Annotated in this window: 11 protein-coding genes; 6 read left to right on the forward strand and 5 right to left on the reverse strand. The window is 66.4% G+C overall.

Annotated elements, in window-relative coordinates; genetic code table 11:
* Nucleotides 1-87: 87 nt before the first annotated feature.
* The 5 genes from AC3CBB_RS03465 to AC3CBB_RS03485 all read right to left on the reverse strand — a co-directional run bounded on the left by AC3CBB_RS03465 (nt 88) and on the right by AC3CBB_RS03485 (nt 6,183).
* The gene (locus tag AC3CBB_RS03465; protein ID WP_488625997.1) at nt 88-1,614 is read right to left on the reverse strand and encodes a tetratricopeptide repeat protein; all 1,527 of its coding nucleotides are present in this window, start codon (nt 1,612-1,614) and stop codon (nt 88-90) included.
* Nucleotides 1,614-3,167, reverse strand: coding sequence for a tetratricopeptide repeat protein (locus AC3CBB_RS03470; RefSeq protein WP_488625998.1), 1,554 nt, complete (start codon nt 3,165-3,167; stop codon nt 1,614-1,616). The genes AC3CBB_RS03465 and AC3CBB_RS03470 overlap by 1 nt, the downstream gene beginning before the upstream one ends.
* A 6-nt stretch (nt 3,168-3,173) precedes the next feature.
* A complete protein-coding gene (locus AC3CBB_RS03475; protein WP_488625999.1) occupies nt 3,174-4,478 on the reverse strand; it encodes an AAA family ATPase in 1,305 nt (434 codons plus the stop codon).
* A gap of 220 nt (nt 4,479-4,698) precedes the next feature.
* Nucleotides 4,699-5,067, reverse strand: a complete 369-nt coding sequence (locus AC3CBB_RS03480; protein ID WP_488626000.1) for a hypothetical protein — start codon at nt 5,065-5,067, stop codon at nt 4,699-4,701.
* A 9-nt stretch (nt 5,068-5,076) separates the two neighbouring features.
* Nucleotides 5,077-6,183, reverse strand: a complete 1,107-nt coding sequence (locus tag AC3CBB_RS03485) for a lipid II flippase MurJ (protein WP_488626001.1) — start codon at nt 6,181-6,183, stop codon at nt 5,077-5,079.
* An 80-nt stretch (nt 6,184-6,263) separates the two neighbouring features.
* Here AC3CBB_RS03485 and AC3CBB_RS03490 point away from each other — a divergent pair, with 80 nt between their 5' ends.
* The 6 genes from AC3CBB_RS03490 to AC3CBB_RS03515 all read left to right on the forward strand — a co-directional run bounded on the left by AC3CBB_RS03490 (nt 6,264) and on the right by AC3CBB_RS03515 (nt 15,397).
* A complete protein-coding gene (locus tag AC3CBB_RS03490; RefSeq protein ID WP_488626002.1) occupies nt 6,264-6,437 on the forward strand; it encodes a hypothetical protein in 174 nt (57 codons plus the stop codon).
* Nucleotides 6,438-6,616: 179 nt separating this feature from the next.
* A complete protein-coding gene (locus AC3CBB_RS03495; protein ID WP_488626003.1) occupies nt 6,617-7,657 on the forward strand; it encodes a DNA cytosine methyltransferase in 1,041 nt (346 codons plus the stop codon).
* A gap of 69 nt (nt 7,658-7,726) precedes the next feature.
* The gene (locus AC3CBB_RS03500; RefSeq protein ID WP_488626004.1) at nt 7,727-8,671 is read left to right on the forward strand and encodes a hypothetical protein; all 945 of its coding nucleotides are present in this window, start codon (nt 7,727-7,729) and stop codon (nt 8,669-8,671) included.
* The gene (locus AC3CBB_RS03505; RefSeq protein ID WP_488626005.1) at nt 8,668-10,200 is read left to right on the forward strand and encodes a DISARM anti-phage system protein DrmE domain-containing protein; all 1,533 of its coding nucleotides are present in this window, start codon (nt 8,668-8,670) and stop codon (nt 10,198-10,200) included. Before AC3CBB_RS03500 ends, AC3CBB_RS03505 begins: the two co-directional genes overlap by 4 nt.
* A complete protein-coding gene (locus AC3CBB_RS03510; RefSeq protein ID WP_488626006.1) occupies nt 10,188-11,897 on the forward strand; it encodes a nuclease-related domain-containing DEAD/DEAH box helicase in 1,710 nt (569 codons plus the stop codon). The genes AC3CBB_RS03505 and AC3CBB_RS03510 overlap by 13 nt, the downstream gene beginning before the upstream one ends.
* The gene (locus AC3CBB_RS03515; protein WP_488626007.1) at nt 11,894-15,397 is read left to right on the forward strand and encodes a helicase-related protein; all 3,504 of its coding nucleotides are present in this window, start codon (nt 11,894-11,896) and stop codon (nt 15,395-15,397) included. Before AC3CBB_RS03510 ends, AC3CBB_RS03515 begins: the two co-directional genes overlap by 4 nt.

Genomic DNA, 15,397 nt, shown 5'->3' on the forward strand with positions numbered 1-15,397 from the left:
CGATTCCGACTTCTAGGCGCGATTAAACGCGCCGAGAAGTCGGATTCGCGACTAGATGCGGCCGCGGAGGGCACGCCGCCCCGCCCCCTACGGCGTCGGCGCGAACGTCGGCACCGGCGGCACCGAGAACGTGATGTGCGGCACGGTGACCGGGTCGGTCGGGAAGTCGAAGTCCGGGTCGACCACCGACGGGTCGCCGCCGGGCGAGGGGTTCGACGACGACGTCGGCGCGAACCCGGTCAATGCGCCGGCGGCGAGGCTCCCGACGAGTGCCAGCGTTGCGAGCGCGGCGATCCCGAGCCGGTAGCGGAATGCCAGCCGCCCGCCGAACCGGTGCGGAACGCTGGCCGTCGTCATGATCGCCTCGCACAGCGCGAAGATCGCGATCGCGGCGGTGACCACCCCGATCGCGACGAGCGGGGCGACCGACGCGCCGCCCGAGACGACGCTCCACCCCGTCAGATAGGCGGAGAGTCCGACGACGGCGGTGGCGAGCGCTGTCCAGAGGGCGAGCTCCTGACGGAGCGTCCCGAAGCGGTTGGCCGTGCCGTACCAGGCGTAGCCGGTGCGGGCCCGGGCCGTCCTGAGCACGCGGCGGTCGTCCTGCGCGGCGATCGACAGCGCGGCGACCTCGAGCAGGGCCGAGACCCCGAGGGCGCAGGAACTCGCCCACACCGACACGGGTGCGGCGACCCCGGCGGCCGCCAGCGCCGCGAGCCCCGCCGCCGCGAGCGCCCGCGCCACCCCGAACCCGCGGAACTCCGACCGGCGCACCCGCCGGTACGCCTCCGGCAGCCGCTGCAGGTACCCGCGGTACCAGGCGCCGGCGAGGGCGCAGCCGATCAGGCCGATCACCACTCCGGCGACGGTCATCGGCCAGGCTCGCGTGGAGACGAACAGCAGTGCGGGCAAAAAGGCCGCGATCAGCGGAGCCGACCCGGCGGCCCGCCGGCGCCACGTGACGACGGCGTCGAGCAGCTCGCGCGACTCCGAGTCGCCCGGGTCGGCCTGAAGCAGCGTCGTCAGGGCGTCGGTCTGCTCGCCGACGGCCGAGTACTCCACACGCGACTTGAGGAGCGCGCGGTTCTGCGGCTCCAGCTCGAGCGCCTGGTCGAGCAGCCGGATGGCCTCGGGGTCGTTGCCGTAGTCGTGCTCGATCATCGCGGCCAGGTCGACCATCGACGAGGAGCCGCGGCTCAGCTCGAGAGCGCGCTCGTACGCCTGGCGGCCGATGGCGCGCTCGCGGGCCGAGCGGGCTCCGAGGTAGGTGAGCGCGTAGTTGATGTGCGCCGCCGGGTGGTCGGGCGAGAGCTGCAGCACGACGTCGAGGTGCTTCCGTGCGGCCTCCTTGCGGCCGCCCCGCAGGATGATGTTGGCCAGCATGATGCGCGGCCCGGGTGCGTTCGGCGCGGCGGCCACGGCCTCGCGGGCGCGTACCTCGGCGCGCGGTAGGTCGCCGAGGTCGGCCTGCAGCGAGGCGAGCTCGGTCAGCAGCTTGGGGTGGCCGGGGTGCTCGACGACGGCTGCTCCGACGAGCTCGAAGGCGCGCTGCGTCTGCCCGAGCCCCTCGAAGGTGAGAGCCTGGTGCAAGACGGCTTCGGGGTCTGTCGCCATCAGGGGCCGCAGGGGGTCGAGGGCGTGAAGGCGTGCGGGTGCGTGTAGGCGCAGGCCCCGGAGGCGGGTTCGGCAGGGTCGGGGGTGTAGGGCGCGGGGTGGAGGGTCGAGGCGGGGTGGGGAGTTCCTGCGCCGTCATCGAGCGTGAAGCCCGTGGCGGCGCCCACCGCGAAGCCGCCCATCGTCAGCGCGACAGCCATCACGGAGAAGGCCCGGCGGGCACGAAACAGGCGCATCCGACTGCGCGTGAGCGGCACGCTCTGGTGCGACGCGACGGTCTCGACGAGCGTGTAGATCGTGATGACGGCGAACGCGGCGCCGACGGCGGCGAACGGGATCACGTCGGCGGTGGGGTCGACGTCGCTGCGGACGTAGGGGGTGACCGCGATGACGAGGCCGACGACGGCGGTCGCGACTGCGGTCCACGCGCCGAGTTCGAGGCGTCGTCGGGCGAAGCGGTAGGCGGTTCCGTACGCGGACGCCGCGCCGGGCTGGGCACGGTAGAGAATCCGGTGGTCGTCCCACGCGATCATCACGAAGACGGCGAAGTCGATCAGTGAGGCGATCAGCAGCAGGAACGCGGCGGCATCCCGTGAGGCCACCGTCACCGCCGCACCGACCGCCATCACCACCAGCCCGGCCGCCGCCCCGCCGACCACGAGGGGACCTTGCCTGAACTCGGTGCGCCTCAGCGCCAGGTACGCCGGGGGCAGCCCGCGGCGGAAGTCGCGGTAGGCGGCTCCGGCCAGCGCGCACACCACGAGAGAGGCGACGGCGCCGACCGCCGGGAGCGCAGGGGAGAGGTCGAGCACGAGCAGCAGCCCGGGCAGGAGCGCGGCGAGCAGGAGCGGGGTCGCGGCCGCGCGCCGACGCCAAGTGACGACGGCGTCGAGGAGCGACCGCGAGGGGCCGTCGGTCGGGTCGAGCGTGAGCAGGTCGAGGGCGCGCGACGCCTGCTCGGCCAGGGGTGCCAGCTCGGCCCGGACGACCTGCAGCGGCAAGTTCGTCGGGTCGGTCTCGAGCGCGGCGTTCGTGAGGCGCAGGGCTTCGGCGTCGTGGCCGAAGTGGCGCTCGATGGTGATCGCCGTGAGGTATGCACGGGTCGAGCCGCGGGTGAGCTCGAGGCTGCGGCGGGAGGCGGAGCGGGCCAGGGTCTCGTCGGCGAGGTGCGCGTTGCCGTCGCCCTCGCCGAGGTAGGTGATCGCCAGCTGCAGATGGGCTTCGGCGAGGTCGGGCGAGACCGCGAGCAGGTCGAGGAGGGCGGACCGAGCTTCGTCGAGGTGGCCGAGGAGCGACATGACGGTGGCCCAGGCAACGCGGAACGGCAGCCTGTCGGGCTCGGCGGCGATGACCTCGCGAAGGGTGCTCTCGGCCAGGATGAGGCCCCAGCGGGTGCCGGCGTCGGTGAGCAGGAGAGCGTGCTCGAACAGCAGGTCGGGGTTCTCGGGGTCGGCGCCGAGGGCGTCGTCGATGAGTGTGCGGGCACGGTCGTGCTGGCCGAGCCCGCGCAGCTGATCGGCCCGGGTGATGATCCCCTCTGCGTCCCCCTCCATCGGTCGCTAGAGAATCCGCTTCTGCTTGAGGTACTCGACGAGGTCGTCGTAGCGGCCGTCGGCGTTGGCGAAGCTGGCGACATTCTTGGCGCTGACGAGCCACGAGCCGGTGCTCGGCTTGACCTGCTTGAGCACGGTCTCGAGGTCTTTCATGCCGATCGGCTCGATGACGCCCGACTTGATCGACCGGGTCATCGCCTGCTCCGCCGCAGAGGCGACGAGGTGCTCGAGATCGGCGCCTGAGAAGCCGTCGGTGCGGTCGACGAGCTTCTGCAGCTGGATGCCGGCGATGGGGCGGCGTTCGAGGTGGTGCGTGAGGATGGCCTCGCGCGCCGGGGCGTCGGGCGGGAGCACGAGCATCATGCGGTCGAAGCGGCCGGGGCGAAGGAGCGACGCATCGACGTCCCACGGCGAGTTGGTGGCCCCGAGCACGAATAGGCCGTCGTTGTCGGCGACCATCGAGTCGAGCTCGAGCAGCAGCTGGTCGACCATGAGGCGGAGCCCCGACCAGCCGGCGCCGAGGCCGGAGCGGCGGGCGCCGATGGCGTCGAGCTCGTCGAGGAAGAGCACGGCGGGCGCCAGGCTGCGGGCCTTCTCGAACAGGTTGTGCAGGTTGCGCTCGGTCTCGCCCTGGTAGCTGCCGACGATGTCGCTGATTCCGACCGTGATGAACCGAGCACCGAGCTCGCCCGCGATCGCCTTGGCCATGAACGTCTTGCCGCAGCCGGGAGGGCCGTAGAGCAGCAGCCCGCCGCGGAGCGTCTTGCCGAACGCCGCCGCGACCTCCGGGTGCTTCATCGGCTCGAGGAACGACTCGCGGATCCGCTGCTTCACCACCTCCAGGCCGCCGACATCGGCCAGCGTCACCGTGGGGATCTCGACGTCGAGGGAGGGGACGACGGCGTCGTCACCGGGCTGGATGGCGATGCGCCCGTCGTCCGTGCCGTCGGCGTCGTCGCTCACGAACGGCGCGGGGACGTCTTGCGGGCCGAGGTCGGCCTCGGCGCGGTGCCAGTCGAACGCGGTCGTCTCGGCGGCGGCGGGTGCGGCGGCTGGGGCGGCGGGAGGCTCGGCTGAGGGGGCTGCTGGCTGGGGAGCCGGAGTTCCTGCTAGGGCTGCACTCGCCCCCGCGATCACCGTGAGCGCGGTGGCGCTGGTCGGCTCGGTACGGAGGATGCGCGACGCGTGCTCGAGCGCCTCGGCGTGGCGCCCGCGTTCGAGCAGCAGCTCGGCGACCTGGCCCCGCAGCTCGGCGTTGTCGGGCTCGGCCTCCAGGGCGCGGAAGAGGCTGTCGAAGAGGGCGTCGTTCACACGTCCACCGTAGACGACCCCGTCGACCCCGGCAGAGTTGTCCACAGGGCCAGAAGTGCCTACAGGCGCAGGAACTGGCGCGCCGCCGTCGGGCCCGCCCGCCCGCGCCCCGCCTGCCGCCCCCCGCCTTCCCTTTCGGGACACTTTCCCTGTGCGTGAATTCACGCCCAGGGAAAGTCACTCCGACCGCAACAGGGTCACCCCCGTGACGGCGCTCGGCTCACGCCTCGTACGGCGCCGGCCCGCCCTGCTCGTCCCACGCCCACATCGGCCCGCGCAGCTCGCCCCAGCCGAAGGCGGACTCCGAGATGAAGTCCTGCAGGTCGTTGTAGAACTGCGAGGCGATCTCGTCGACGGAGCGCGGCTCGAACAGCGAGACGTTCAGCTGCTCGTCGGCGATCGTGACGCGCGCGCCGAAGTCGTTCTCGCCGACGACCGTGCTCCCGGCGACAGCCTTGCCATGGTCGTCGACGATCTCGATGCGGAGGGTGCGGAACTCGTCGTCGCTCAGCAGGAAGCGGCAGATTCGCATCCAGCTCTCGTGCACTGCGCCCGACCGGTAATCGTCGATGGTCCGCGGGGTGTCCATGACCACACGCTACGACGCTGGGGGCGCGAGGCGTCGCAGCCCCACCCGCACCCCGGCACGCCGTCGCATCAGGACCAGCGCCACACCCACCCCCACCGCATTCGCCACCCCGACCCCCACGGCGACACCCAGCACGACTTGCTCGTCCGGCAGCAGGGCCGACGCCACGGCGGCGCTCGCCGCAGTCGCCACCGCCACCACTCCCTGCGGCACGAACGCCAGCCGTGCCCGCCTCACCGCGTACAGCACCCGGGTGCAGACGTAGAGCAGCGCGAACGGGACCATCCCCGGCGCCAGGCAGATCACCACCGTGCCGATCACGTCGGTGTTCCAGATGATCCGGCTCACGACCGGCGCGAGCACCACGAGCGCCACCACCGACGGAGTCATCACCGCCAGCACGAAAGCCAGCAGCCGCCCTACGAGTCGCTCGAGCTCCTGCGGCGACGCCTCGACCAGCGCCTTGGCCTTGGTCGTCGTCACCGCGACCACGAACACGCTGAACGGAACAAGTCCCAGCAGGTACGCATTCGACAGCGAATTGAGGCTCGGCCCGACGACCCCGGCGGCGGTGAGCCGAGCCCCGGCCGACGACGACACCGACGAGGTGACGACGAAGGCGAGCTGCCCCGCCAGCGTCGCGGCGAACGACCAGAGCGCAGCGTCGCCGATCCTGCTCAGAGATCTGAAGGCGAAGCGCGGCCGAAACCAGAACCCGCATCGCCACAGCGGCACCACCAGCACCGCCGCCTGAACGACGGCCCCGGCCGTGGCCCCGCCCGCAGTCAGCAGCACCATCGTCAGGGTCCACTCCTCAGGAGCGACCAACCCCGAGGGCACGAGGCGCAGGAACGCGGCCACCCCTCCGCACGCAACCCCGTTCGCGGCCACTGGCGCCCAGGCAGCCGCCACCACGTTGCCGTAGGCGTTGAGCAGCTGGGCCGCCACCGCGAATGCGACTGAGAAGAACACCTGCGGGAGGTACCACAGCGCCAGCCACGTTCCGAGTCGCAGCCAGTCGGCCGGCCAGGATCCGGCGTAGATGCGCACCAGGCCGGGCGCTCCCGCCAGGAGCGCCGCCGTGCCCACCAGCCCGACCAGGAGCGCGGCCGTCACGCTGCCGTCGCTGCCCCTTTGCCACGTACTCGACGAGGTGGGGGAGCAGCACGGAGGCGAGGACTCCGCCGGCGATCAGCGTGAAGAAGTTCGTCGGCAGCGCGTTCGCGACGTCGAAGATCTGCCCGCCGGGCGACGCGCTCGTGCCGCCGATCGCGGCCACGAGCAGGACGCTCCGGGCGAAGCCGGTGAGGCGCGAGGCGACGATGCCGGTGGCGTGGTGGGTGGGCATGGCGGAGGCATTGCAGGAGTGACCCAATTCCGCCGAGCAGGGCAGTCAAGCACCTTCTTGTGGCGCGCGTATCGCGCCAGCCCGCAGGAGGGACCGCGTCTCCTCGACACGCTGCAATCGTGCTGATCCCAGCCATCGTTGCCGCTACGCTGATCTGCATAGGCCCAAATCCGGGTGCCTGCGTTGCCGAAGGAGAGCCCGATGGTCCTGCCTCGTATCGTGAGCCTTTTTTCGGGTGCCGGCGGACTTGATCTTGGTTTCCATCAGGAGGGCTACGAGATCGCCTTCGCGGTCGATCGGATGGCCGCTGCGATCCAGACACACAAGCGTAACTTTCCTAAAACTATGTCAGTCGCGGGGGACATCACGACTCGGAGAGAGACGTCCGGGAAGCTCCTTGTCTTGGATGAGATCGCGAAAGCCTTGAAGGACGGCGAGGCAATCGGAATCATCGGCGGTCCCCCGTGCCAAGGGTTCTCCCGCGCGAACCCGAACTCGCGCGCCGACGACCCTCGCAACCAAATGCCGGCCTTTTACCTCGAAATCGTCGAGGCGTTGCAAGCCCGCTACGACGTGCAGTTCGTCCTCTTCGAGAACGTGATGGGCATCCGCGATGCGAAGCACTCCGTGGTCTTCCACAGTATCCTCGCGCGGTTCGAGCACTTGAAACTAACCGCGGGCGTCGCCCAGCATTCGGCTCTCGACTACGGTGTGCCCCAGACGCGGAACCGAGTGATCATCTCGGGGTTTAAGGACGAGGCTGCGGCCAAGGCTCTGAAGCCGAAGACCATCCCTCGCGACAAAGTCGATTTAACCGTGAGGGGCGCGATCGGTTTCCTCCCCCAGCCAGCGTTCTTTTCGCGGAATGTCTCAGCCGACGAGATCCGACCCCATCCGAACCACTGGACGATGACACCCCGGTCCAAGCGATTCAAGGGCGAGGTCGATGGTCCGGCGCCTACCAGGAGCTTCCGACGCCTCTCGTGGGACAAACCAAGCCCGACGGTGGCCTACGGGCATCGCGAAATTCACGTGCACCCAGACGGGACTCGCCGACTGAGCATCTACGAGGCAATGCTCCTTCAGGGCTTTCCAAAGAATTTCGTCCTTGAGGGCACTCTCTCGCAGCAGGTGGAGCAGGTCTCCAATGCGGTTCCACCGCCAATAGCTAGATCCCTCGCCGCGGCCATTCGCGCTGCGCTGCCCGCGGTGTCGAGTATCGACCAGGGGATCGCTGCGTAGTCGGCATGGTTGTTGCCGCCGGAATGGCGGTAGTCATCGATAGAGTCGAGTGGCAACGAGTGGGGGAAGATGATGAGCGACGCAGGGGATCGGCGGGGGCCGAACGTGCTCCTTAGCCTTGTTGAAAATCCTGAATCAACGCCGGTTCGGTCAGCCTGGATCGGTCCGATTGTCGCGCTCGGGACGCGACTTGCACGCCAGGCGGATTCCTTTGCTGGGCGGCAAGTGATTGTCACGGTTTCGGTCCCGAGCCGCGAATACGCGGCGGTGCTGATCGGGGTCGGGTGGACTCTTTGCAGGCCTCCTGCTCAGGTAACGACCGATCCATTGTCGGTGCTTCAAGGAGCCCTGCCGCGAGCTAGCTACCGGGCGTTGAACGCTACACACGTGATCTCGGGGCTTTTTCAGGGACTTGATGAAAGTAACGCGCAAGCGCGGGTCGCTTTGGCGGGTCACTGGGCCGTTGATCGACTGGAAGCCGTTGCACCCGTGCGAGAGGGTGACCCGGCCGAGAAGATGCCCCGGCCGCACATCGGAAGCATCGGTCGCATGGCCGGGGTGGATCGGGATTGGGCGCGGCGTCTTGTCGCACCCGCGGCCGACCTCGCAATCGTGGGTACGAAGAGCTGGATCAATGATGACCTTGAGGCCGTCTTGGCTCAAGGGGACGATTCCGACGGAGATTCCTTGGCAACGTTGCTTCTCCCAAGGACCGAGAAGTCGGCGACGTGGTTCTCGCGCATTTATTCATCTTCGAAGTTTGCTGACCAGCTCCCGCTTCCAGACGACGTAGTACTCACGATTTTGGACGGCCAGGGTGCGATCAAGTACCTACATGAGGTTCTGAGTCCGGTTGTCGTGTGTGTTTTCGATCGATCGGTTGCTGACGAGAGTGCAGCTGAACAAGTGATGCAGCTCAGGAATTCACGTGGGGAGCCGATGGCGCTATCGTCTCAGCTGCGATGGAGTCCCCCTGCCGGAATCGAAGCACTCGCATTCACGGTGGCACTATGACGTCCCGAATTATCGGACTCGATCAGCGATACGCGGCCTCCGCTTCGCTGGCCCGGCATGGCGTCGAGATCATCCTTGTTCGGGACGCACTCGGCGCGAGATTAGATTCGGCCACCCGCGGTCTGTTCCGACTAGTCCAACGTGATGGGCCCGGCGTTTGGGACGATGTCGCCGGTGCCGCGAAAGCCCTGCGGTGGCGCCTCATCACCGACCCTGTTCCAATAGATCGCAATGCTCAGCTCACGGCCGCCGCGAGTGAGGTGATTCGTCAGGCTCGGCGGCTCGTCGGCGCCGTCGACGAAGATGCGCTGCTGGGAGAGATTGCTGACGCGGCGGCTGCCCTCTGTACCCGCGACCCGCTCTTGGGCGCCGTGCTGCTTGAGTCGCTGGCTGAGGTCGGCGCGGGCTCGGCAATTGTCGTGGCCGCAAGCAGCAGATCGCGAGATGCCCTTGGCGAATGGCTCGGCTTAGTTGGAGCACGAGTTCTTACGCTCGGCGAGCTTGAGCGCGTCGAGGTGCCCGAGGCTATCGCCTATTTCTTGGGTCCGCCTCGATTCTTCAAATCGGCGGCGGTTACTGCGCCCCGTACGCCAGAGGTCACGTTCATCCTCCCGGCGTGGTTCGGCGACCGAATTGTCCCAATGTCTGCAATCGCACAGTTCGCTGAAGGCGGTATTCAGGTCACCTCGCGCATCATCGTGGCTGGTGATCCGTCGCCCATTTTGCCGGAGCCTGTTACGGCGGACACAGAGCTGATCTCTGAGGACGACCTCCTTCCGCAGCCGGTCTGGGGAAGCCGGGTGAGTGAGGACCGTGCGCCTGGCGCGGACGAGGTTGAGGCGCGCAAGGTTCTCCTGTCAGGGAACCGAGCGATCTGGCTTGACGACGATGGTGAGCGCATCCGTGCGCTTGATCCGACGCAGCCGCATGGCGAGCGCGTTGGTTATTCCGCTGTGCCCGCAGTCGCTTTGGGCACATACTTGCTTCTGCGTGAAGGTGAGGCCGAGCGCGAGTCCCTCCGCGCGCGAGCATTTGCGCGAATCGGCCCTCGCGCGTCCGCAGTCCGGGCGTCGCAGGCGTCCTGGAAGTCTGCATTGATTGAGCGACTCAGGACGAGAGGTGTCCGCGACTCCCAACGCGCTTTGCGCGCAGTCGGGGTTCGCGCGGCTGGCCAGCTTCGTGCTTGGGCATCGCCTCATGTCATCCGTCCGCAGAGTGACGGTGACTTCGAGCGCCTCCTCGAGTGGCTGGGGCTACCCGTACGGCCGCACTTCGAGCACGCGTCGTTGCTGAGACACGAGGTACATCGAGCCACTCGGGAGCTGCGTGATCGGCTGGAAGCGGCGGCGAATGTCGCGAACCTTCGCGAGCTCGAAGGCACTGGTCACATGACGCTCGATATTGCCGAGCCGGGATTTCGGGGCATGTTCGTTACCCGCGTACTTGCCGTCGCTCCTTTTACGGAACTGGTTGCCCGTCACGACGCTCGCGTGCCCTTTGCTGACGAGGGTGCTCGATGGCTCGAATGATTCCGGCCTATTGTGTCGAGTCCGCGCCCCCGGGGGAGAAGGCCGTCTTCGCCGCGCTGCGAGATGCAGCTGGCACTGAGCACTGGACGGTGCTGCATTCACTTGGGATTACGCAGCATGAGAGACAAGTCGAAGGCGAGGCGGACTTCGTCATCATCGCGCCCGATGTCGGCCTGCTCGTGATCGAGGTGAAGTCTCACCTGTCGGTCGCGCGGAGTTCCGATGGCACATGGCGCCTCGGTCAGGAGCCTCCGACCGTCCGAGGACCCTTCAGGCAGGCGCAGGAGGCGATGCACAGTATCCGGGACTACCTCCTGAGTAAACGCATCGAGCTGCGGGATGTCCCAGTCTCGCACGCCGTGTGGTTCACGGGAGTGCGTGCGCGAGCGACGCTGCCCGACTCACCGGAGTGGCACTCGTGGCAGGTGCTCGATTCGAGTGATCTTCCAGGCGCACCTCAAGCGGTTGAGCGAGTCATGAGAGAGGGAGCGCAACATCTCGCCTCCACGATCAAGTACTTCGGCTTTGGTGGATTTGGCCCGGACCACGCCACCGCTGAACGGATAGTAGCGACACTTCGTCCGCGATTCGAGGTCGTCATCACTGTCGGCGACCGCCGACAAGCACGAGAGGGTCAGCTCGCACAGTTCGTCGAGGAGCAGTACCGTGCTCTGGACTCAGCCGCCGACAATATAGGCATTTTGTTTACAGGCCCTGCCGGAACGGGCAAGACCTTTCTCGCCGCCGAGTCGGCTCAGCGGGAGGTCGCTCAGGGACGAGCGGGGCGACTTCTATGCTTCAACCGCATGCTAGGGCATAGCCTCCGCGAGAAACTCTCGGATGTCGTGGGGCTTCGCGTGGGCACTTTGCACCAGGAGATGCTGCGACTCGCCGGCATCAGCGGCCCGCCGACAGACGCCGATAGCAACTTCTGGGAGCGGGTACTGCCCGAACTGGCACTTGAAGGCCTTGCCGAGCGGAGTGTGGAGGAGGTGGGAGACTTCCTCATCATCGATGAGATCCAGGACATCGCGACCGACACGTACCTCGACTTCCTCGATCTGGTCGTCAAGGGCGGGCTGAGCAACGGGCGCGTCCTTATGTTTGGTGATTTTGAACGTCAGGCGATCTATGGGAAAGAGACCGCGCGCGAAATGCTTCGGACCCGAGCACCGCATCTGGCGTCGTTCCGACTGTCAGAGAACTGCAGGAACCTTCCCCGCATCGGATATCAGGTTAATCTCCTCGGTCACCTCGCTCCGGGGTTCAGGGACTTTCGCCGATCCGACGACGGTATCGACCCGGCGATCATCAAGTACGCGCGAGGTGACGACCAGGCTGCCTTACTGCGGAAGGCTGTTAGCGATCTGCGCGACGACGGCTTTGACTTGACAGAGATCGTCGTGCTCAGTCCGCTCGGCAGCCACTCTGTCGCCGCCAGCACGTCCGAACCCTGGCTCCGCCAGTTGCTAAGTCCGGCCGACGGATCGAAGCCGATGAAGGGGCGGTTGCGTTACTCCACCATTCACTCCTTCAAGGGACTGGATGCTCCGGCCATCATCGTCACTGACCTCGACGAGTCACGTGGGCCGAACTTTGATGCGCTCGTCTACGTCGGGCTGACTCGTGCGACGGATCGTCTGACCGCCATGGTAGAAACGAAGACACTGCGAGGACTTATGGGGGGTTACGTGTGAGCGGTCTAGAGGCTCGTGAGACGGTCGAGGCATCGCTTCGCCGCGAACTCTTCGGCCCGGTTGGCGGTGACGCGCTGCGCGGAAAGCCGCTGACGATCCGTGCAGGGATCGTGCACTTTGACACAAAGGAAGCCTCTCGCGGCCAGTTCCACGACGCAGAAACCGGCGAGGAGATCCTTACGGGCGGCACCCCGCTCAAGCGCTACGGCGTCGGAGTCTTGTTCGCGGGCGCCAGTGTCGGTGGGTCGCCGGTCGAGCTCGCCGAAGGCGACAGCGCAGAGGACCTCGACGGAGTCACCGGCATTGCAGTATCCGAGGATGACCTGATTGGGCCGCCTATCGAGGTTCAGGGCTACGTCCGTCATGATGTCGCCGACTCGGATGACTTCGATCTCACCGATGCCAATACGTTCAAGCCGTCAGCGATGGCCATCTCGTTCGAGGCCCGCATGGTGGCCACGAGTTCCCTGATGGTCGAGGTTGCCGGGGCGAGATACGAAAAGCTGACGGTGCACATTCCGGGTGTCGCTAAGCCGGTTGAGTGGTGGGCAAGACGTCCTTTCCAGGCTGTCGGTGCAATATCTGCTCGAACCGTTCTCCATGAAACGAGTCGCCTCAAAATAGTGGATGTCGTGCCGCCGACTGGCGAGGCCGTGATCCCACTGGCGGTGCGAGTGTTTAGTCGACCGGTCCCTGGTGCTGACGACCTCGCCCTCAGGATCATCACCGTCGCAGTCGTCAATGATGCTCCTGGCTCGGGCCCTTCAGCGGCCGTCTTCCAGGTCGGCTTCAAGGTGTCAGCGGTAGTCGGAGCTGAGATTGTCCCGTATCCAGAGGTCGAGCTCCCCGATCGAGACGAGGAGGAGCGGTCTCTCGACCTCCTCTATCGGAACCAGCGCACTTTTGCAATCGGACATGGCTGTGCGGCCGAGTGGGGAGCGGTCAGTGCCGATGGGGTCGTGCCGTTCGTACAGGCCACAGCGCTGCCGGCATATGAAGTGGTAAGTCTCTCCCCGAACGTGTACCTAACTGATGACCACGGAACTTTAATTGTCGATGCCGAGGGGCGGCGACAGCCAGTTGCCGTAAGCATGGATGCTTTGGCGCGTGGCGGCGACGACGGCGCCGCTCAGGTTGACCTCGTCCTGAGTCAGTACGAGGACTGGATCGATCGGCGCGAGGCCGAGATCCCTGAGTTGCTCTCACGGTACCAGGAAGCTGCGTGGGAGCATATGTATCGGGCGCGATCGGCGCTGGCGAGAATGCGCACCGGCTGGAGCCTCGTGGCAACGAGCGACCGGGCTGCGAAAGCATTTCGCTGGGCAAACGAGGCGATGCTGCTCCAGCAGGTTCGATCAAGTTTTGACCTGCGCGAGGTCAAGCAAAGCGGTGATGGACGATGGAGAGTTGTCGGGGCGCACCCCGCCCCCGATGTTCCGGCTGGCCGTGGATATTGGCGCCCATTCCAGATTGCGTTCCTGCTTGCCGTCCTGCCAGAGCTGGTTGAACCGGCACGTCAGACGCGTGGGGACGTCGACCTGATCTTCTTTCCCACAGGTGGCGGCAAGACCGAGGCATATCTCGGTGCGGCTGCGGTCAGCCTGTTCGCTCGGCGGCTTCGTGAGCCTGGCGACGCCGGGACGGACACGCTCATGCGGTATACCCTGCGTCTCCTCACCGCGCAGCAGTTCCTCCGCGCAGCCTCGCTGGTTTGTGTCCTCGAAGACATCAGGGGGCAGAACTCCGATGTCCTGGGGTCCAGTCCCTTTGGGATCGGGATTTGGCTTGGGGGCAGCTCGACACCAAACACCTGGGACGCGGCCCTCAAGAACCTTCGCGCACTGCGCCGAAAGCCGCACGAGCAGAACCTCTTCCTCCTGCTCCGATGCCCCTGGTGCGGAGCGCAGATGGGCCCTCAGCAAAAAAGAGGTGGTGGACAAGAGCCGATCGGCTACGAGGAAGCGGCGGGCAAGGTCGTGCTCCGCTGTATCGACGACCAGTGCAAGTACTCCCGTCGTTCTGGCCTACCGGTCCACGTTGTCGACGACGATATCTACGAAGTTCGACCGTCGATCGTCATCGGGACCGTCGATAAGTTCGCGATGATGGCGTGGCGACCGCGTGCCCGGAATCTCTTTGGTCTAGATGCGAGCGGCGCGCGGAATGTATCTCCGCCCAGCTTGATCATCCAGGACGAACTGCACCTCATTTCTGGCCCGCTTGGCTCGATGGTCGGTCTCTACGAGCCGGTGATTGACGAACTCTGCACTGATCGTCGCGGCGCAAGCCCTGTGCTACCCAAGATCATCGCCTCCACCGCGACGGTCAGGCGCTACGAGGACCAGATCAGGGGACTGTTCGGCAGGGAGACTGTCGCGCTCTTCCCGCCGCACGGTCTGGAAGAAGGCCGCTCCTTCTTTGCTGAGCCCGCGACTTCCGCCGACGGTACGCCAGAGCCAGGGCGACGCTATATCGGGGTTATGAGCGCATCTCTTGGTTCCACTCAGACCGTCCAGGTACGTGTCGCTGCCGCAACGCTTCAAGCCGCGGTCGATATCCCAGAGGGGGATCGGGACGGCTACTGGACGAACCTCAACTTCCTCAACTCGCTCCGAGAGCTCGGAAACACGGTCTCGCTCATCCAATCCGATATACCGGACTACCTCACCGGACTCCGGCGGCGCGACGGGATCGAGCCCCGCTGGCCGAATCGGACGATGGAGCTGACGTCGCGGCGTCGTTCCGACGAGATTCCAAAGGCGATCGAGCAACTTCAGGTGAAGTACGCCGTTGGCAGCGAGCGCCAGGAGGCGTTCGACATCTGCCTGGCCTCGAATATCATCGAGGTCGGTGTGGACATCGATCGACTCGCCCTGATGACGATCGTCGGTCAGCCAAAGACCACGGCCCAGTACATTCAGGTTAGCGGTCGAGTCGGCCGGAAACCGGAGGTCAGCCCTGGACTGGTCATCACCATCTACGGGGCTGCAAAGCCGCGCGATCGCAGTCATTACGAGCGCTTCCGCACGTACCATCAGCAGCTTTACGCGCAAGTTGAACCGACTTCCGTCACCCCATTCGCCATGCCCGTTCTTCGCCGAGCACTCCACGCGGTGGCGGTCGCCTATGTACGGCAGACCTCTCCAGAGACTCTTGGACCTGATCCGTTCCCCTCGTTTGCCTACGACGAGGCCATTCGGTTGCTGCGGGAGCGAGCGGAGATCGTAGAGCCTGATGAGGTTCCGGTCCTCGATCGCCTAGCGCGCGAACGCGCCCGGCAGTGGGGAGGGTGGGAACGAACCAATTGGGATGCGAACCCTGCGCCTTTCGGCGACCCGCTGCAAGGACTCATGCGGTTCGCAGGAACACTTCCTGATCTTGACCGCCGCGCGACAATCTGGGACGTACCGACAAGCATGCGGAACGTCGATGCCGAATGTCGTCTTGAGATCAGTCAGGCGTACCTATTCGAGGACACTTCAGCGGAGGAGCCCGTATGA

This window comes from Frondihabitans sp. OV104 (assembly GCF_057787745.1).

Coding starts and splice junctions, on each gene's coding strand:
- AC3CBB_RS03465 (WP_488625997.1), bottom strand. CDS start 1,614: ATGGCGACAGACCCCGAAGCCGTCTTGCACCAGGCTCTCACCTTCGAG.
- AC3CBB_RS03470 (WP_488625998.1), bottom strand. CDS start 3,167: ATGGAGGGGGACGCAGAGGGGATCATCACCCGGGCCGATCAGCTGCGC.
- AC3CBB_RS03480 (WP_488626000.1), bottom strand. CDS start 5,067: ATGGACACCCCGCGGACCATCGACGATTACCGGTCGGGCGCAGTGCAC.
- AC3CBB_RS03495 (WP_488626003.1), top strand. CDS start 6,617: ATGGTCCTGCCTCGTATCGTGAGCCTTTTTTCGGGTGCCGGCGGACTT.
- AC3CBB_RS03500 (WP_488626004.1), top strand. CDS start 7,727: ATGATGAGCGACGCAGGGGATCGGCGGGGGCCGAACGTGCTCCTTAGC.
- AC3CBB_RS03505 (WP_488626005.1), top strand. CDS start 8,668: ATGACGTCCCGAATTATCGGACTCGATCAGCGATACGCGGCCTCCGCT.
- AC3CBB_RS03510 (WP_488626006.1), top strand. CDS start 10,188: ATGGCTCGAATGATTCCGGCCTATTGTGTCGAGTCCGCGCCCCCGGGG.